This window comes from Aggregatibacter sp. (assembly GCF_057314075.1).
Map to the genome: position 1 here is coordinate 256,165 of NZ_DBHLAR010000005.1, position 20,317 is coordinate 276,481.

At 41.5% G+C, this 20,317-nt stretch carries 17 protein-coding genes and 1 pseudogene; all 18 read right to left on the bottom strand.

Features of this window, described 5'->3' with window-relative positions; translation table 11 throughout:
• Positions 1–12: 12 nt before the first annotated feature.
• Complete coding sequence (gene rlmKL / locus ACO5E4_RS04680; RefSeq protein ID WP_485862230.1) at positions 13–2,160, bottom strand: bifunctional 23S rRNA (guanine(2069)-N(7))-methyltransferase RlmK/23S rRNA (guanine(2445)-N(2))-methyltransferase RlmL; 2,148 nt, start codon at positions 2,158–2,160, stop codon at positions 13–15.
• Positions 2,161–2,299: 139 nt separating this feature from the next.
• Complete coding sequence (gene cpdA, locus ACO5E4_RS04685) at positions 2,300–3,127, bottom strand: 3',5'-cyclic-AMP phosphodiesterase (RefSeq protein WP_314955363.1); 828 nt, start codon at positions 3,125–3,127, stop codon at positions 2,300–2,302.
• Positions 3,128–3,193: 66 nt separating this feature from the next.
• Positions 3,194–3,817, bottom strand: coding sequence for an ADP-ribose diphosphatase (gene nudF / locus ACO5E4_RS04690; RefSeq protein ID WP_485862231.1), 624 nt, complete (start codon positions 3,815–3,817; stop codon positions 3,194–3,196).
• 234 nt (positions 3,818–4,051) lie between these two features.
• Positions 4,052–4,732, bottom strand: a complete 681-nt coding sequence (locus ACO5E4_RS04695) for a M15 family metallopeptidase (RefSeq protein ID WP_485862232.1) — start codon at positions 4,730–4,732, stop codon at positions 4,052–4,054.
• Position 4,733: 1 nt separating this feature from the next.
• The gene (dapE, locus tag ACO5E4_RS04700; protein WP_048748859.1) at positions 4,734–5,867 is read right to left on the bottom strand and encodes a succinyl-diaminopimelate desuccinylase; all 1,134 of its coding nucleotides are present in this window, start codon (positions 5,865–5,867) and stop codon (positions 4,734–4,736) included.
• A gap of 124 nt (positions 5,868–5,991) precedes the next feature.
• On the bottom strand, positions 5,992–7,947 hold the full coding sequence (locus tag ACO5E4_RS04705) for a TonB-dependent copper receptor (protein WP_485862233.1): 1,956 nt from the start codon (positions 7,945–7,947) through the stop codon (positions 5,992–5,994).
• Positions 7,948–8,123: 176 nt separating this feature from the next.
• A complete protein-coding gene (locus tag ACO5E4_RS04710) occupies positions 8,124–8,519 on the bottom strand; it encodes a hypothetical protein (protein ID WP_048748861.1) in 396 nt (131 codons plus the stop codon).
• An 85-nt stretch (positions 8,520–8,604) separates the two neighbouring features.
• Positions 8,605–9,054, bottom strand: a complete 450-nt coding sequence (locus tag ACO5E4_RS04715; RefSeq protein ID WP_485862234.1) for a hypothetical protein — start codon at positions 9,052–9,054, stop codon at positions 8,605–8,607.
• 78 nt (positions 9,055–9,132) lie between these two features.
• On the bottom strand, positions 9,133–9,477 hold the full coding sequence (locus ACO5E4_RS04720; RefSeq protein WP_454906761.1) for an ArsC family reductase: 345 nt from the start codon (positions 9,475–9,477) through the stop codon (positions 9,133–9,135).
• Positions 9,478–9,560: 83 nt separating this feature from the next.
• A pseudogene (htpG, locus tag ACO5E4_RS04725) lies at positions 9,561–11,444 on the bottom strand (molecular chaperone HtpG).
• 133 nt (positions 11,445–11,577) lie between these two features.
• Positions 11,578–12,741, bottom strand: coding sequence for a chorismate mutase (locus ACO5E4_RS04730; RefSeq protein ID WP_485862235.1), 1,164 nt, complete (start codon positions 12,739–12,741; stop codon positions 11,578–11,580).
• A 145-nt stretch (positions 12,742–12,886) separates the two neighbouring features.
• Complete coding sequence (locus ACO5E4_RS04735) at positions 12,887–13,339, bottom strand: hypothetical protein (protein WP_485862236.1); 453 nt, start codon at positions 13,337–13,339, stop codon at positions 12,887–12,889.
• A gap of 171 nt (positions 13,340–13,510) precedes the next feature.
• Positions 13,511–14,428 (bottom strand): UDP-3-O-acyl-N-acetylglucosamine deacetylase, encoded by a 918-nt coding sequence (lpxC, locus tag ACO5E4_RS04740; RefSeq protein ID WP_485862237.1) that lies wholly within the window; start codon positions 14,426–14,428, stop codon positions 13,511–13,513.
• Positions 14,429–14,470: 42 nt separating this feature from the next.
• Positions 14,471–15,757 (bottom strand): cell division protein FtsZ, encoded by a 1,287-nt coding sequence (ftsZ, locus tag ACO5E4_RS04745; protein ID WP_454906654.1) that lies wholly within the window; start codon positions 15,755–15,757, stop codon positions 14,471–14,473.
• Between the two features lie 87 nt (positions 15,758–15,844).
• On the bottom strand, positions 15,845–17,125 hold the full coding sequence (gene ftsA / locus ACO5E4_RS04750) for a cell division protein FtsA (RefSeq protein WP_454906656.1): 1,281 nt from the start codon (positions 17,123–17,125) through the stop codon (positions 15,845–15,847).
• A 22-nt stretch (positions 17,126–17,147) separates the two neighbouring features.
• Positions 17,148–17,915, bottom strand: coding sequence for a cell division protein FtsQ/DivIB (locus tag ACO5E4_RS04755; RefSeq protein WP_485862238.1), 768 nt, complete (start codon positions 17,913–17,915; stop codon positions 17,148–17,150).
• Positions 17,912–18,841 carry a D-alanine--D-alanine ligase gene (locus ACO5E4_RS04760; protein WP_485862239.1) on the bottom strand — a complete coding sequence of 310 codons (930 nt, stop codon included), beginning with the start codon at positions 18,839–18,841 and terminating at the stop codon, positions 17,912–17,914. The genes ACO5E4_RS04755 and ACO5E4_RS04760 overlap by 4 nt, the downstream gene beginning before the upstream one ends.
• 12 nt (positions 18,842–18,853) lie before the next feature.
• Positions 18,854–20,284 carry a UDP-N-acetylmuramate--L-alanine ligase gene (gene murC, locus ACO5E4_RS04765; protein ID WP_485862240.1) on the bottom strand — a complete coding sequence of 477 codons (1,431 nt, stop codon included), beginning with the start codon at positions 20,282–20,284 and terminating at the stop codon, positions 18,854–18,856.
• Positions 20,285–20,317 lie beyond the last annotated feature (33 nt).

Genomic DNA, 20,317 nt, shown 5'->3' on the forward strand with positions numbered 1-20,317 from the left:
TATTTTGTTTTCTTATTTTAACGTCACCAGCCAACAATTATGAATTTGCTTATTGCGTTCAAAATCCAACGGCAAGGTTTTATGAGAAATTTCCACCGCACTTAAGCCTAATTCTTCCAACTTCGCAAAATCCATTTTGAAACCGCGTTTGTTGTTAGAAAACACGATGGTGCCGTTCGGGCGCAGAATACGTTTTAAATTCGTCATTAACTTAATATGATCCCGTTGCACGTCCCAACTGTCTTCCATGCGTTTGGAGTTAGAAAATGTCGGTGGGTCAACAAAAATCAAATCAAACTGACGATCGCATTTTTCTAACCATTGCAGGCAATCCGCTTGAATCAGTTTGTGCTGTTTACCTTCAATGTCGTTCAACAACAAATTCTGTTCTGCCCAGTTGAGATAGGTATTTGACATATCCACGGTCGTGGTAGATTTTGCCTTACCCAACGCTGCATGCACCGTTGCCGAACCGGTGTAAGCAAACAAATTGAGGAAATCTTTGCCTTGCGCCATTTCGCCGAGCATTTTACGGGTTAGACGGTGATCCAAAAACAAGCCGGTATCCAAATAATCTGTTAAGTTCACCCACAACTTCGCGCCGTATTCGTTTACATAAAAATACTCGCCTTTGTTCGCTAATTTTTCATATTGATTGGTGCCTTTTTGTTTTTGACGCACTTTTAAAATCAACTTATTGGTTTCAATGCCGGTAACGTTCAACGTAGCATTCACCGCATCCAACAAACGTTGGCGCGCTTTATTTTCATTAATATTTTTCGGCGCGGCATATTCCTGCACCACAATGTGATCGGCATAACGATCCACCGCCAAATTGTATTCAGGCAAATCCGCATCATATAAACGATAAGCGTCTAGCCTCTGCTGCTTCGCCCATTTCTCAATTTTCTTGATATTTTTTTGCAGACGATTCGCAAAATCCACCGCGACGTCAGAAGACACCGAAGAAGTGTGGTCAAATTCTAGGGCGTTTTCTACCGCACTTTGCTCTGCGCGTTCGGCTATTTGATAATTTTTCTGTACACAATCTAACGGGCCATTTTTCGCTTTAAACTGACGGTGAGAACGTAAACGCAAGCAATCTAATAGACTTGGTTCACCGCTAAAAATGGACGCATTCCAGCCGGCAAATTGTTGTTTTAAGCGTTGCCCAAACACAGAATATAAGGCAATCAGCGCCGGCGTTGTGCCTAAACGTTCGCCGTACGGCGGGTTACAAATCACCGTGCCTGCTACGTTCGGACTTGGATTTTTTATCGCCGCCACATCGCCCTGTTGCCATTGCATCAAATGCGCCACGCCCGCATTTTTAGCGTTTTGTTTAGCTTTTTGCAACACACGATGATCCAAATCGAAGCCATAAAAGTGCGGTGAGTTTTCACGTTGTTTTTCGTCTTCCGCCAAGGCTAAAGCCTCTTCCTTCACCTTTTCCCACGCTGCCTGATTATGCCCCTGCCAAAAATCAAAGCCCCAATGCAGACGATATAATTGCGGTGCGATTTGTGCTTCCATTTGTGCCGCTTCAATCAATAGCGTACCGGAGCCACACATCGGATCCACCAACGGCGTGCCTCTTTGCCAACCGGAACGCAACACAATCGCAGCTGCCAAGGTTTCACGCAATGGCGCTTTGCCGGTGTCTTCGCGATAACCGCGCATGTGCAACGCATCGCCGCTTAAATCAAGCGACAGCACCACGTCATCACGATTCAAATACGCATGAATACGAATATCCGGTTGCTCTTTGTCCACGTTTGGGCGAGTGCGACCATGGCGTTCAAAATAATCCACAATTCCGTCTTTCACACGCATTGCGCCGAATTGGGTATGACGAATCTCTTGGTTCGTACCGTTAAAATCTACGAAAAAATGGACTTTTTCATCAAAATAATCCAACCAATTCACGCCCACCACAGCAGAATATAAATCCAAATCGCTAAAGACTTTCGCTTGCACGATAGGCAATAAAATGCGTGAACTCAAACGGCTCCAAAGCAAAGTGCGATACAAGGTTTCATCATCCGCCCAATAATGCACGCCGCCTTGCGCGACTTTGGCATCCTGCGCGCCTAACTCGGTCAATTCGGATTTTAAAAGCTCTTCAAACCCACGGGCTGTGGTGGCAAAAAGTTGTTTCATAAGGTCTCAATGGTTGGTAAAAATTGGCGGGGATTATAGCAGTTTTAAGCGACTCAGTGCGTTGAAGTGCGGTGGATTCAAATAAAAAATAAAGGGGATAAAAAAATCCCCTTTAAAAAATGGCCGCACTTTTCAACAATTAATAACCTTCAACCTGCAAGTTCGGTAAAAAAGAGGCCTGTTGAATGCGTTTTACACGGGTTTCAATATGCCCGTCAGCATGTAAATCTATTTCGCGCCAGCCGGGCTGAGCAACATCCAGTGCAAAAGTGTTGCTGTCCGCTTTAAATTGAATACAGGTGGAAGGCGTTGCCATCACTTGATAGCCGAGCCATTCACTATCCACTTGTTGGTGAATGTGTCCGTATAGTAAGGCTTTGACATGCTTAAATGGCGCTAATACTTCAGCCAATTCATTGGCATTGCGCAAGTTATGTTGATCCAACCAAGCAGAACCGGTGGAAAGAAGATGATGATGCAATACCACTAAAGAATAGCGTTCTGGGTGTTCCTGCAATTTTAGCTTTAACCAATCCAGTTCTTCCGCTTCTAATTGCCCGTGTGGCACGCCTTGCACTTGGCTGTCCAAAAGCAAAATTTGCCACTTATCCCCTAACAAAATATGCTTTTTCGCACTGACGGTCTCTTCCTTTAGAATTTCAAACATTTTCGGCTGAAAATCATGATTTCCGGGGATCCAAAACACCATTTTGTTATTGAGCGCTTTCACTTCTTGACGAAAACGCAAATAGCCTTCATCACTATTATCCTGTACTAAATCGCCCGTTGCTAACACAAGATCATAGTCGTATTGCTGTTGTTGAATTTCACTTAAAACTTGGGAAAAACTTGCTTGCGTATTGATGCCCAACAACTCACCGTTAGTGTCTTTAAAAAGATGCGGATCCGTAATTTGAATTATACGGAACACGTCTTGTTGGGTGTTATATTGATAGGTATTTAACAAAGTAAACTCCTACTGCTTAATATTAAACTTAGTCTAAATTACCTATGTCGTCAGATAATAAAATGCTTACAGCCACTGATCTTTCAATTTTCGGTAATTTAACTCTAGCCATTGTAATCCGATTACCGCAATGCCATTATCAATCTTACCCTCACAAAGCCATTGATATGCTGTTTCCCTACTCACGACATGAACACGAATATCTTCATTCTCTTCTGCTAAACCGTGTAATCCGCCGACTGTGGTGCTATCCACTTTACCGACAAAAACGTGAATACGCTCAAGCACACCACCGGGGCTATCCCATACGCTCAAACAATGTTGCATATGAGAAATCTTCGCGCCGGCTTCTTCTTCACTTTCCCGTAACGCCACAGATTCCGGGGTTTCACCTTCCTCCACCATGCCGGCAATAAGTTCTAAAAGCCAAGGTGATTGAGTTGATGTCGGATCATAAGCCCCGATACGCACCTGCTCTACCAACACCACGTTATCTAACACCGGGTCGTAGGCAACCATAGCAGAGGCAGCGCCTTTGATGAGCAGTTCACGGGTCACCGTGCCGCTCCAACCGCCGGCAAAAAGTTTATGTTTGAATTGAACTTTATTTAGCTTAAAAAAACCTTGATAAATCGTTTCATTCTTCAAAATTTCAATATCTTTTTGAGTAAACTGCTGAAACTGATACATCTTTATCTCCCTAAATTACAGCCAGCGAGTAGGATACTTTCATTCAGTACAAAAAAAAATGTAATTCTTTGTAAAATTTCTAGATTTTTGAAGTAGCTCACAAAAGTCTAAGAGAAGAAAAGAGATGTGATAGAAATGTAACAACACATAAATCAAAAAAAAGTGCGGTAGGTTTTTAACATATTTTTCACTACTGAAAAGTTCACTAAAAACACACCGCACTTTTTAATCAATCTATACAAAATACTGTTCAAAAATTTGAGGCAAATGCTGCTGTAATGTCGCCTTACCACCAATTTCCTCCTTTTCCCATGCCTGCAACAACACCTCAGCGGAAAAAAGTTGTTTTGCTTTCTCCGCCAATGGCATGTAACTAATATGCCAAGGCTCACGCCCGATTTTTTTCTCTGCCGGCATTTGCATAAAAGGCAAATTAAAATCAAAGTGCGGTAGGTTTTCGATGAGAAATTCACTCAATTCGAAGAAATAACCACCTTTTTCATATTCCCAAGGCTCAAGCTGTAAGGATTGACCTTGAGGCAAAAGATCAGGATCGAAAATATCAATTTCCGTGCCCCAATGATGACGGCTTGCCCCCGGTAGCGCTGACCAGCGTAAAATTGCTTGCGATTTTTGCCAATCATCCAATCGGCTCAAATCTAACGCATTGCCTGCATCATCGTGCACTTTACGTTCACCGTTAAATTTGCCGTTCCAAATAAGTTGTTGGCGCGCAAAATCACGAAAACTACTCGCAGGCTGTAAATTAAAGCCATTTTTGACCGCACTTTGTTGCAGCCCTTGAAAGGCTTTTGCCGCTTCCGCCTGCAAAAAATGATGAGGCGAATACGGTGTTGGCAAATTCACCAAATGTTCCCGCGATTTGCCGGTCAACATGTCAGGGGTTAATTTCATCTTATTTATCCAATAAATTGACTAACATTTGATGATAAATCTGACCGCACTTGGCAAGATCCTCTACGCTCACACACTCATTGACTTTATGAATAGTCGTATTAAGCGGCCCAAATTCCACCACTTCAGCTCCCATTAGCGCAATAAAACGACCGTCAGAGGTGCCGCCACCGGTTTCCGCTTGTGGCGTAATGCCTGTGGTTCGTTCGATAGCGGCAGTTAGCGCATCTAATAATTTACCCGGTTTGGTTAAAAACGGTTTGCCGGAAAGATTCCACTCAATGCGGTATTTTAATCCATGTTTTTCCAGCATTTCAGTGACTTTCTGTTTGATGATTTCATCGGTAACTTCCGTGCAATAACGCAAATTAAATTGCACGTAAAGCTCGCCCGGAATCACGTTATTGCTGCCCGTACCGGCATGAATATTGGCGATTTGCAAACTGGTCGGTGGGAAAAATTCATTGCCGCTGTCCCATTGATAGGTTGTTAGCTCTTGTAGGAAGGGAGCCGCTTTGTGAATCGGATTTTCTGCTAAATGTGGATATGCCACATGGCCTTGAACGCCTTGAATATAAAGATTGCCTGTAATCGAACCACGACGACCATTTTTGACCACATCGCCCAAGGTTTTCGAACTAGACGGCTCGCCCACCATGCAATACGTGATTTTCTCACCGCGCGCCATTAAAGTTTCTACCACACGTACCGTACCATCTTTCGCTGCCGCCTCCTCATCGGAAGTAATCAACAAGGCAATCGTGCCCGCGTGATTTGGATTGGCTTTCACATATTCTTCCGCTGCCACAATCATCGCGGCTAATGAGCCTTTCATATCGGCGGCACCACGTCCGTAAAGCATGCCATCCACAATCTCGGCAGAAAACGGCGGATAAGTCCATTGGCTTTCATCCCCTGTTGATACCACATCCGTATGCCCGGCAAAGGCAATCACAGGCTCACCAACACCATGCTTTGCCCACAAGTTTAAGGTGTCGTTAAAAGGCATCCATTCAATTTGAAAGCCTAATTTTTCTAAACGTTCGGCAATCAGTTGCTGACAGCCTTCGTCATTCGGGCTGATCGAGGGACGGCGGATAAGCGATTGAGATAATTGAATAATATGGTGTTTCATAGCATTGAGGAAACTGGCAGAATAAGTAAAAGTGCGGTGTAATTTAACAAAATTTCTTTTTTATTTAAATCTTATTGAATAAAAAATGGATAGCTAAGCTATCCATTTTGTTATTTTCACGACATCAAAATTGAACTTGTAATCGCATCCAATATTGACGGCCCGGTTCATTCACCCGCGTGGTTTGCACCCCGGCAGAAGGATCGGCACCTTTGCTGACGAATTCGGCATAGGATTTATCAAAGAGATTATCAATACCGCCCTGTAAGGTCACATATTTGTTAATCTTCCATCCTGCGTTTAAGGACAATGTACCAAATCCGGCTGATGGGCCAATGTCTTGCCCAACAATATTACCTTGCCCTTCGGCATAACGTTTTTGGGCAGAAACCAAGCGCCATAAAAGACCTGCGCTTAAGGTATCGTTATCCCAAGTTAATGCATTTTTCCATTCTAACGGAGGCGTTTGAGCCAGCGGACGATCATCGGTACGGTTTTTACCGTAAGTGTAAGCAAGGCTACTGCCGATTTCCCAGTGTTCGGCAAATTTCCATTTCCCCTCAACCTCACCGCCTAAACGGGTCGCTTTCACATTGCGGGCTGTCGCATTGTTATTTATGCTTTCTAGCATAATAAAATTATGCACATCACTGCCAAAAAACGAGACGGAAAGATCAAAAACATCATTTTTCCAAATTAGTCCCGTATCAATTTGACGGTTCTGTTCTTTATTCAACACTTGGCTTACTCGGCGCTCCCAATAATCCGGCGCACGCTCGGCAACGCCAAGACCGGCATAATATTTAATGCCATTGATTTCTTCTTCCCAACGGAAGAAACCCGCATGTAAATCATAGCTGCGTTTTTTATTTGGATGATTTGCCATTAAGGTATCGTATTCCGCCTTCACTTCATCATAACGATAACCTACTATGAACTTACGGCTATCATTTACCGTCCATGCTCCTTCTGCAAATCCGCCCCATTGGGTGAAGTTTTGTTGCGGCTGATAAGGTTTATGCGTATAGCCTTCACCGCGCATTTCCATGCGAGCAAGGTGTTTGTCGCGCATATAATCAATGCCGGTTTGCAAATTAATATCCGACCAATCAAAGGTCGCTTTTAGGTGTCCTGTGTCTGTTTCACGTTTTGGATTCATTGCTTTTTTGACTTGATTTCCCATCATTCGTAAATAGCGCAGGCTATAAGTATCCATCACATGATCGATCTTGCTTTGACCGTAGCGCAACTCAAGCTCGGTAAACCATGGCGCAATATTACGTTGCACAAAACGCACATTCCATGCATCGCGGTCAAATTTACTGCCGTCCATCATACGATCCGCATAAGCCGCTTCACCTCGGCTACGCTCATAGGTTCCTGTCAGCAATGTATTTTCTGTCGGGGTGAGGCCAAGTTGTAACATTTGGTTACGAAGCTCAAAGGAAGAATGAATGCGATTACCATCGCCATCTTTGTAATTGCCTGCTTCATTATGTGACACACTGGTACGTAAATAACCATATTTGCCACCGGCCATCGCATCAAAATAAGCATCACGACGTTTATTCCCACCAAGGGTTAGGCTGCCGTTTAAATACGTGTTTTGCGTATCAAATTCAGGTTCTTTCCGCACAAAACGCACCGCGCCGGCAACCAACCCCGTCCCTTGTGTCACCGTTTGCGGCCCTTTGGTCACCACCACTTCATCATAAGCCGATGGGAAAATATACGCTGTTGGCGGATCCATTCGGTTGCTACAACCGCCGTGAATAAATTGGTCATCTGCCTGAATACTCAAACGGGAGCCGCCCAATCCCCGAAATAAAGGATCACCTGAACTCCCGCCTTTACGAATCACACTCATATTTGCAACGGATTGCAATAAATCCGCCCCATCACCGGCCGGCAACGGTTGAAGCGTCGTTTTAGGGTTAAGTTTTATCGTATTCGCACTCTTTTGCGACACACCGGTCACAACAATTGGGGCAAGTGAGGTGGTAGATTGAGGCTCTTCCGCAAACGCATTGGATAAAAAGAACGGAAGAGGAAGGAGGGCAAAATAAGATTTGTTATTCATAAGCAATCCTTTGTTTCTTTAATTAACGGGAATGGATTACAAAATCCAAGTATATTAAATATTTCAAACAACCAAGCTACATGAAACATTTATCACATCAATGATTGAGATTGTAACAATACTGTAATGAATCTTATTTTTATTAAGTGCGAAAGGCAAGGTTAAAAGATGACTATTTACTTATGCATTTCTGGTAAACATACTACTGCCAGCACCAATTGAACTATCCCCAAAATAGTACAAGGAAGACCTAATAAAAAATAAGTACCTATAATTGTATCAATAGTGCTATCCCAGTTTAAATCAACAAAATGCAAAGATAATCCGACGATAATAGGGATTAAAAAAGGCATAAAAAATGCCACCAATAAATACCGCCCATAATAGTGACTTGCTTTTTCCCAGGTAACAAAAAGGATAAGTGTTGTCATCACCCCAGGTATAAATGAAATAAGAAAAGAAAGAAAAAATGCCTCTCCAACAAACTCAGAAATAATGACTGCACATAATAATGCAATAAAAAAGCTCCCAATAAAAAAACGTGGTATAGTCTTTTGTAATGCATTATTCATCTTTATATTTCCTTTCAAATAAAATTAATAACTCCAATAAGCAGAAAAAAAACCTCCAGCTTTAATAAAGAATAAGGTTAAGCGGTTACTGTGTGTCCCATATTTTTATAAAACACGCTTGTGCTAACACCAGTTGAGCTACTCCCAATATACAAGCCAAAATACCGTGCGTTAGATAATACTCTACAAGCGTATCAATAGCATCATGCCAACTGTTTAAATAAATCAAATCGAATAATGTGGCCAGGATCGGAATTAAAAAGGGCGGCATCAAAAGTGCCAGTACCAAATACCGCGAATAGTAGCTACTTGCTTTTTTCTGAGTGATGTAAAAAACAAACGTTGTAATCGCACTAGGTATAAATACGATAAAAAAAGTATAAAAAAATACCCATACCACGTCATCTGATGAGCTGCCATCCATTGAAGCAAGAAATAAATCAACGACGACTGCGCATAATAATGCAATAAAAAAACTCCCAATAAAAAAACGTCGTATAGCTTTTTGCTGTTCACTTTTTTGTTCATTATTCATTTTTATATTTCCTTTTAAACAAAATTAATAGCTCTAAGAAGTAGATAAACAAGTAAAAATAAATTCCCTACTTTAATACTACTTAAATGCTGCAATATATTCTTTTTCGTTGAAGCCAATCAATGCCTTACCATCTTGCAAAATAATCGGGCGTTTGATTAACGTCGGATTTTCAGCTAATACGGAAAGTGCGGTAGATTTCGAGAGTGTATTTTTCACATTTTCATCAAGATTACGCCAAGTTGTGCTACGTTTATTGACCAAGTTTTCCCAACCGAATTGTGCTTCGGCTTGCTGTAAAAAAGCGGTATCTAGACCGTCCACTCGATAATCATGGAGTTTATGTTCGATGTTGTGATCCGCAAGCCATTTCAACGCTTTCTTCACGGTGTCACAGTTTTTAATGCCGTAAACGGTAATCATATTTTCACCTCAAAAAAATAAAAAATCCTCAATCTTATTCAGACTGAGGATTTTAACCATTACATTAATCAATCACAAATAGATTAACCCAATAACTTATTGATGCGCTTAATAAACGCCGCCGGATTTTCTAACGAACCGCGCTCTGCAAGCATGGCTTGCTCTAGCAACAATTCTACCCAATCGGCAAATTCCGCTTCATCGGCAATGTCAGCCGCCTTTTTCACCAAGTGATGTTCCGGATTTAATTCAAACGTGTATTTCACTTCCGGTACGGGTTGACCTGCCGCAGCAAAAAGTTTTGCCATTTGCGTGGTCATTTGGTCATTACCGGTAGAAACCACTGCCGGCGTGTCTGTTAAGCGGTGAGTTAAACGTACTTCTTTCACGCGTTCGCCCAGCAAGGTTTTTACGCGCTCAATAAAACTATCAAAGGCTTTGTCTTGTTCTTTTTGCGCTTCGTTTTCTTCTTTGTCCGCCAAATCACCTAAATCCAAATCCGCTTTCGTAATAGTTTGAAGTGCTTTGCCGTCAAACTCGGTTAAGTAACTTAACATCCATTCATCAATACGATCGGAAAGCAATAAGACTTCAATGCCTTTTTTATTGAACAATTCCAAATGCGGGCTATTTTTTGCCGCCACATAGCTGTCTGCCGTAATGTAGTAAATCGCCTTTTGCCCTTCTTTCATACGGGAAACGTAGTCTTCTAATGACACGGTTTGTTCACTACTGTCGTTGTGTGTAGAAGCAAAGCGCAATAATTTCGCAATGGTTTCTTTATTGCCAAAATCTTCTGCCGGGCCTTCTTTTAGCACTAAGCCAAATTCTTTCCAAAACTGCTGATATTTGTCGGCATCCTCTTTCGCCAATTTCTCTAACATTTGCAACGAACGTTTGGTTAACGCTTTGCGCAATGCCGCCGTAGTTTTGTTATCCTGCAAAATTTCACGGGACACATTTAACGGCAAGTCATTGCTATCGATTAAACCACGCATGAAACGCAGATAATTCGGCATGAATTGCTCCGCATCATCCATGATAAACACGCGTTGTACATAGAGTTTCAAGCCGTGTTTATGTTCACGGTTAAATAAATCCCAAGGCGCTTTAGACGGCACATAAAGCAAACTGGTGTACTCTTGGTTGCCTTCCACTTTGTTGTGCGCCCACAATAACGGATCCGCAAAATCATGGCTTAAATGTTTATAAAACTCTTTGTATTCCTCATCGGAAATGTCGTTTTTAGAACGTGTCCAAAGGGCATCCGATTTATTGATTTTTTCCCATTTTTCACCGGTTTCTTTGCCTTCGTCATCATATTCTTTGGTGAGCATTTCCACCGGCAAACCAATATGATCGGAATATTTACCGATAATTTCACGCAAACGCCAATCGTTTAAGAATTCTTTTTCATCTTCGCGTAAATGTAAAATCACGTCAGTGCCACGGGATTTTTTCTCAATATCCGCCACGGAATACTCGCCTTCCCCGGCAGATTCCCAAAGCACGCCTTTATCCGTTGCCTCACCTGCCGCACGGGTTTACACCGTCACTTTATCAGCAACGATAAACGCCGAATAGAAACCCACACCGAATTGACCGATAAGCTGACTATCTTTCGCTTGATCTTGCCCAAGTGCGGTCAAAAATTCTTTTGTTCCGGATTTGGCAATCGTGCCCAAATGATCGATCACTTGTTCACGGGTCATCCCAATCCCGTTATCGCTGATGGTAAGTGTACCTTTATCCGTATCAAAACTAACACGCACACGCAATTCGCCGTCACCTTCATATAAAGCCGGATTAGACAGGGCTTTGAAACGGAGTTTATCCGCCGCATCGGAGGCATTTGAAATCAGCTCGCGCAAGAAAATTTCTTTATTGGAATATAAAGAATGAATCATTAACTGGAGAAGTTGTTTGACTTCCGATTGGAAGCCACGGGTTTCTTGATTTGTACTCATATTCTTCCTACCTATGTTGAATAAATTGAAAACGTTATGGATATAAGTGCGGAAGATGAAATTTCAAGAGCAGGAAAGAAGAAAAGTGCGGTGGAAAATTTATCTGTTTTTCCACCGCACTTTCTTTAGATATTTATTTCGGCAAGGCTGTTGGCTTTATAATTTCACTAGGATAACAACCTAAAATTTTCAGGTAGTTGCTGAATTGTTGTAACTCGTCCAACGCTGCCTGTGTATCAGGATGATGAATATTAGCTTCGATTTCTAAATAAAACATTTCTTCCCAAGGCTTGCCATAAATCGGACGGGACTCCAATTTTGTCATGTTGATATGGTGTTTTTTAAACACCAACAACGCATCCACCAAGGATCCTGCCTGTTGTCCCGTACTCATTAACAACAGCGTTTTTGCATGAATTTGCGGAGAAACATTATGCGGTTCTTTCGCAATGACAATAAAACGGGTGATATTGTTTTCTTGATTGGCTATATTGCGTCTCAGCACTTTTAAACCATATAACTTGCCACCCTCTTCATTGCCCAATGCGGCAATATTCGGTTTATTCAACCCGGCAATCAATTGCATGGCGTGAGAGCTACTTTCACAATATTCAATATGCACGCGTTCTAAGCCATGAATAAATTGACTACATTGCTGAATCACTTGCGGATGACTATATAGCGTATCAATTTTACTTAAATCATCCTGATCATTCACCAAAACGCAGTGTTGAATAGGGTAAGCCAATTCACCTATTAGAAACAAATCGGTGTGCTGCAATAGGTCATAAACTTCGTTTATGGCACCGGATGTCGTATTTTCTAATGGAAGAACCCCATAATCGGCTTCACCATTTTGTACTTTAGCAAAAACCTCATCAAAACTGGCACAACTTATTTCCACTAATTCTTCTTGGTATCGAGTGGCATAATTACGCGCGGCCAAATGAGAATAAGACCCTCGCTTGCCTAAAAATGCAATGTGAATATTCCGTTCTCGCTGTTCATTCAATTTTTTCTGCAAATAAACTTGTTGCGTCAACACCGAATCTTCAATGATTTTTTGGAAAATTGACGTAATGTATTGCGGTTCAAGTTGATAATTCTCATTTTGGGCAAATTGCACCAACTCTTGTAACAGCTGTTCTTCACGCGCAGCATCACGCAACGGCTTCTGTGTAATTTCTTTACTACGCACCACATCAAACGCTAAGCGATGACGCTCGGAAAGCAGCTTCAACAAACTGCGATCAATTTGGGTAATTTGCTGTCGAATTTCACTTAAATCCAATGACATAAGCTTTCCTTTATTTAAATACTAAGACATCTTTCTCTATTCACATTTAGTGATGTCAATAAAGCCCGTATTCATTCATAAACGACTTAGTTATTCTGAAATGGGCATAGGAAACATTGCTATTTTTAACCGCACTTTAAGCCTGTTATTGATGCATTAGACTCTCAATATTTTCAGGCACTTCCCTACCATCTGCGGAAAATTCCATCAACATGGACGAAATCGTTTCTTTTTTACATTGATAACGTTTAATCAATTTTCCACTCTGATCTTGACGAATATCCAAAGAAACGTTGGTATAGCCTGTTTTATCCGAAGCATCTTCCCTGACCAGAAACCAACGATTATCACCGGATTTAGGAGGAAAATATATTGTACTTTCCGTTGCATAGGGTTGAAGGTAAATATTATCTATTGTTGTTTCAACCACTACAGCATTATCAAGAGATAAACTAAACAACTGACTTTCCGGAACAAAAATGAGTTTTAAATCCTTTCCCTCAAATGTCTTGCAAGTAACGGCATCAAAAATAACATCACTTGCAGCAAAAGTCACATTGGATAAGATTAATAGAAATAGAAAGAAGAATTTTTTCATTTGGTTTTCTCTGTTAGGTTATAGATTATCGGTATTCATTAAATTGAAAGACAAACAAAAACATTTTAATTTCTGACCGCACTTTTTATAAGCCACACTAATAAAATGCCTTTTAAAGGATAAAAAAAAAAGCTATATTTCATTGAAATATAGCTTTTAAGAAAATATTTTTTAAATCAAGATTTGAGCTGGCGCAGCATAACCTTGCGGAATTTGTTGTTTGTCTTCAAAGGTGACAAATTCCCAGGCTTCTTGATTATCTAATACCGCTCTTAACAATTTATTATTCAAACCATGACCTGATTTATATGCTTTGAAATCACCGATTATGTTATAACCACACATATACAAATCACCGATCGCATCTAGCATTTTGTGACGAACCAATTCATCTTTAAAACGTAAACCGTCTTCATTCAAAATGCGGTAATCATCAAGCACAATGGCATTATCCAAGCTACCGCCTAAAGCCAAACCTTGAGACTGAAGATATTCAATATCTTTCATAAAACCAAAGGTTCTGGCACGACTAATTTGCTGTACAAAGGCTTGTGCAGAAAAATCCATCACATAATTACGCACATCTTTGCTAATGGCAGGATGATTAAAATCAATGGTAAAGTTCAAACGGAAACCATTATAAGGGGAAAACTCCGCCCACTTATCACCATCTTCTACGCGTACTTTTTGTTTAATACGAATAAATTTCTTCGGTGCATTTTGCTCTTCAATGCCTGCATCAAGTAATAAATAAATAAACGGACTTGCACTACCATCCATAATTGGAATTTCCGGCGCATCCACTTCAACAATAATATTGTCAATACCTAAACCCGCTAACGCCGCGTTTAGATGCTCAACAGTTGAAATACGTACACCTTCTTCGTTCACTAAGCAAGTACAAAGCATGGTATCACGCACCGAATTTGCATTAGCAGGAAATGTCACCGGTGGGTTTAAATCAGTACGGCAATAAACAACGCCGGTATTTGGCATTGCTGGGCGTAGAATCAATGTCACTTTGTTACCGCTGTGTAATCCTACACCTGTTACTTTTATGCTTTGTTTTAATGTTCTTTGCTTAATCATAATCTGTCTCTTAACGTATTGTTACACAACAAACAACCTTCTTTATTTGTCGTTGTTACGCATAAATCCTTGAACGTTAAATAAATTCGTATCTTTCAAGCGTTCAGTAATTGGAGTATCCAAATCATCTCTACGATGATTTTGAACATTCTGTTGATGATTTTCATCTTGCGGATGTTGACTATAACTTTGCGGACGAGTTCCTAAACCACCAAAAGAAGTATTTACCGGTTGAAGTCCTGATTGTGAATTTTGTGCAACTTGTGGACGAGGTGAAATTTGAATTTCAGGTGCATCAGGCTCACCAATACCGGTTGCTACAATAGTTACGCGAATTTCATCAACCATGTCCGGTACAAGTGTCGTACCAATAACAACCGTCGCCTCTTCAGATGCAAATGCTTTAACAGTATCACCAACCGCGTAAAACTCAGATAATCCTAAATCCATTCCGGCAGTAATATTGACTAACACACCTTTTGCGCCGGACAAATCAACGCGTTCTAATAAATCACTTTTCACAGCGATCTTAGCTGCATCTTCTGCACGACCTTCCCCAGGCGCACTTTTAGCGGACCCAAAACCAATCATTGCCTGCCCCATCTCCGACATGACAGTTCGCACGTCAGCAAAGTCAACGTTAATTAATCCCGGAGAAGTAATCATATCTGAGATACCGGTAACGGAATTACGTAGAACATCATTTGCAGCAGAAAATGCTTGCATGAGTGTCGCGTTCTTAGGCATAACCTTGGCTAACTGCTCATTCGGAATAATAATCAAGGAGTCTACATGTTTTGATAATTCTTTAATTCCCATTTCAGCGAACATCATTCGTTTTTTACCTTCAAAGGAAAACGGTTTTGTTACAACTGCAACAGTAAGAATACCTAATTCTTTTGCAATTTGCGCGACAATTGGTGCAGCCCCTGTACCAGTACCGCCGCCCATTCCGGCAGCGATAAACACCATATCGGCACCTTCTAGCATCTTACGAATAGCATCCTGGTCATCTTCTGCCGCTTTACGTCCAACATTAGGGTTTGCACCGGCCCCTAGACCTTTCGTCGTTTCTGCTCCAATCTGAACTGTTTGCTGGGCTTGGCTTTTACGAAGAGCTTGGGCATCAGTATTTACTGAATAAAATTCAATCTTGCCATGTTCATCCGTATTTATAATGGATTCATCAATTAGAGTACCGCCAACTTCTTTTTCTAAAATACTGGCAACCATATGGTTAATAGCATTACCGCCACCACCACCGACACCAACAACTTTAATCAGCGCGCCATTCATTTCACCAAGATCGTACTCTACTGGCTCAAACATAATTATCTATTCTCCGTTAATGCCGACATATTATCAGCATAAATTAAAGCCCAAATTTTTCATATTGTAGATGAAAAATCAAAATTATCAAAATTCTGACCGCACTTTATTAAAGATTTTTTTCAGCACATTACCGCAGGAATTTAGGAAATTACTTCCTGAGTTTTCTTCATGAATGAACCCATCATCTTCATTGCTATGTTCATACTGAAGCAAACCAATAACAGTTGAATATTGAGGTTTATTCACATAATCCGTTAAACCTGCAATGTTTAAAGGACTACCTATTCTTACTTGATGATTAGAACCAAAAACCTCTTCTGCACATTCTTTTAAATCTTCAATTTGAGCGCCACCACCAGTAATAACAATACCCGCAATAAGCTCACATTTCATATTTTTAGACTCTAAATCAGCTTTTAAACGTAACCATTCGTTTTTGACTAACCCAAGTAATTCTTTGTAACGAGCTGATGTTACAAACGACAATTGTTCTTTTGTTAATACGCGAGGGCCACGACCGCCAATACCGGAGACTTCAATTCTCTTATCTGCATGATATTTTGGAGGCATTAATGCACTACCGTGGTTAACTTTGATACTTTCCGCTTCCATTCTAGAAGCTGCACAAGCATAGGCAATATCATCGGTAACGCGATTTCCGGCGTAAGGAATCACCTTACTAAAACGCAAAGCTCCATTGATATACACCATGATATCCATCGTACCTGCACCAAAATCAACTAAACAAACCCCTAAATCCTTTTCATCCTCTGTTAATACGGAATAACTTGAAGCCAAACCGGAGAATACTATTTTATCGACTTTTAATTTACAGCGTTCTACCGCTTTTTTCAGGTTATTCAACCAATCCTGGTGACAAGCAATTAAATGAGTTTGTGCTTTCAAACGAACACCTTGTAACCCCAACGGATTTTTAATATTTATTTGTTTATCAACAGCAAACTCTTGCGGAATAATATGAAGCAAAGACAAGCCTTCCGGCATTTTTACCGAACTTGCCGTATGGATCGCAGAATCAATTTCATCTTGAGTTACTTCGCCTTCAGCGATAGGCACAAAACCATTCTCATTAAGACTCTGAATATGTTCTCCGGTAATAGCTAGCGTCACGCTCATGATACGACAGTCAGCAACTGATTCTGCAGCTTCAATCGCACGCTGGATAGAAGTGACCACCGCATTTAAATCAGTAATGCTTCCTTTATCTATCCCCTTTGAAGGACAGCTGCCGACCCCAAGGACATTTACCACACCGTCAGGCAATACTTCACCAACGACTGCAACAACTTTAGAAGTGCCTACTTCTAAACCAACAATGGTCTTTGATTCCACAATTTTAGACATATTCTAACTTCACACTTAATAATTAATTTAAATCAACCATACCCACTGTAGCACCGGAGGCATAACGCAAATCGACATAGGAGATTTTCTTATTTTCAGGCACTTCAATTTGCGGGTAAATCGTAACAAAACGATCCAGTTTTGTTTTCCATTCACCACGTCCTAACTTCAGCACCACATCATTATCCAGCACGATTTGCCAAGCACCGCGAGCATCAATGGCTACCGCCTTAAGCGTTAAACCTTTCTGTTTTAAATCGGCATAAATTCTATTCCAAGCGTCCAATACTTTTTCACTTTGAAAATCAGGTCCGGCTAAACGAGGTAAATGAGTTTCTTTTAATTTACTCATTGGTAATTGAAAAACCTCACCATCCTTGGACAAAAAGTCGCTTTCATTCCAAATGGCAATCGGTTTATATTCCGTTACCCAAATACTCAATCTGTTCGGCCACATTTTGCGAACAACCGCCCCTTTTACCCAAGGCATTGTTTCAATTTGTTCACGAATGACATCAATATCTTGACCAAAAAAACCTTTTAAATCGCCCATTTTTAACAAAGCATCTCGCACATCTGCATCTGTCGTGAAGTTGGGGGAACCAATCAAAGCAAAAGCACTGATAGGCTTACTATCTAATTTTTCTAGGAAATTTTGCCAATTTGAATAAGAATAGAACACTATGCCAACGCATAATAGCACAAGTAATAATTTAATTTGCACAAAAACTTTGGGTTTTGGCTCACCATATCTTATATTTTGTGTAGTTTTGCGTTTTAGTAAATTCATTCCACACTCAACTCTAAAATTTTCTCAACCAACTGTTCAAAAGAATAACCGACCGTTGCGGCTGATTTTGGGAACAAACTATGGCTCGTCATACCAGGATTCGTGTTCACCTCTACTAAACGGAACTTTCCTTCCGCATCTGCCATCACATCAATACGGCTCCAACCGCGACACCCCACCACATCATAAGCCTGCTTCACCAAACGGCGTAATTCCTGCTCACGCGCTTCAGTTAAGCCAGCCGGACAAAAATACTGCGTATTATCAGAAATATATTTCGCCTCATAATCATAGAACTCACCTTCCGGCACGATTTTTATGGAAGGTAACACTTCACCATCCAACACCGGTACAGTGAATTCATCGCCGGCAAGCCATTCTTCGATAAGTACGGTGCGATCAAATTTAAGCGCAAAATCCACCGCACTTTCCAATTCTTCCATCGTTTTCACTTTGGTTAACCCTACGCTCGAGCCTTCCAAAGAGGGCTTTACCATCAACGGCAAGCCTAATTTTTTGACCACTACCTCAGGGTTTAAGGTTGCTCGATTTTCCACTGTCACGATTTCCATCTCAGCGACAGGCAGACCAAAGGCTTTCCATAACATTTTCGTGCGCATTTTATCCATGGTCAGCGCAGACGCCATCACGCCGCAACCGGTGTAAGGAATACCGATTTGCTCCAACAACCCTTGCATCGTGCCGTCTTCACCACCGCGACCATGTAAAATATTAAACACCCGATCAAAGCCTTGTTCTTTTAGTGTTGCCACCGGAAAAGTTTTCGGATCAATCGGGTGAGCATCATACCCTTGTTTACGCAACGCGTTTAATACGGCTGTTCCTGAATTTAAAGACACCTCACGTTCGGCTGAGGTTCCGCCCAATAATACGGCAATTTTTTCTTGTTTTAAGGTTTTACTCATCTCGCTATCCACTTATTCTTTTGTCCAACATTCGACTAACTGGCGTGAAAGCTTGCTCACGCTGCCTGCACCTTGCGCCAAAATTAAATCGCCATTTTGAATAATTTGATCAAGCACGTCTCCTAATTGTGTCGTATCAGACACCAAAATCGGATCCACTTTGCCAAGATTGCGAATGGAACGACATAATGCTTTACTATCTGCCCCCACAATCGGCGCCTCGCCGGCGGGATACACATCCAACATAATCAAGGCATCGACTTGAGACAATACTTGCACAAAATCATCAAATAAATCACGGGTGCGGGAATAGCGGTGCGGTTGGAAAATCATCACAATCCGCTTATTTTCCCAGCCCTGGCGTGCGGCTTGAATGGTGACGCCCACTTCGGTCGGATGATGACCATAATCGTCCACCAGCATCACTTTACCGTTCGGACGAATAAATTGCCCTAACTGATCAAAACGACGCCCTGCCCCTTGGAAATCGGCTAACGCGGCTAAAATCGCTTCGTTTTTGATGCCTTCCTCTTTAGCTACCGCCAACGCAGCCGTCGCATTTAAAGCATTATGGCGTCCCGGCACATTCAGTAACACATCAATACGTTCACCGTTCGGGCAAATCACCGTGTAATGACCTTGGAAACCGGTTTGTTGATAATCCTCAATGCGATAATCGGCATTCTCACTGAAACCGTAAGTAATCACCTGACGCCCAACTTGTGGCACTAAACTCATTAAATCGGCATCATCGGCACATAACACGGCGAGACCATAAAACGGCAAATTATGTAAGAAATTCACATAGGTTTGCTTCATTTCATCAAAATCACCGTGATAGGTATCCATGTGATCCGGCTCAACGTTGGTCACGATAGAAATCATTGGCTGCAAATGCAAGAAAGAGGCATCGCTTTCATCAGCCTCGGCAATCAAATAACGGCTACGCCCTAAATGCGCATTTGTCCCGGCAGATTTCACCAAACCGCCATTAACAAAAGTCGGATCCAAACCTGCTTCTGCATAAATCATAGAAACCATCGCGGTGGTCGTCGTTTTACCGTGCGTACCCGCCACGGCAATACCATGACGAAAACGCATTAATTCCGCCAACATTTGCGCGCGTTGAATCACCGGAATGCGTGCTTCTTTTGCCGCCACCACTTCAGGGTTATCATTACGAATCGCGGAAGAAATCACCACCACGCTGGCACCGGTAATATTTTCTGCTTTGTGTCCAATAAAAACTTTGGCGCCGGCACAAGTTAAACGCTGAGTTACCGCACTTTCAGCAATATCCGAGCCGGAAATATGATATCCCTCATTCAATAAAATTTCGGCAATACCACACATCCCTGCGCCACCGATACCGATAAAATGAATTTGTTTCACTCGGCGCATTTCCGGAATGATGTTTCTAATCTGTTGATGATAGTTATCCATGAATCTGTCCTTTTTACTCGGCCGCGTAAAACA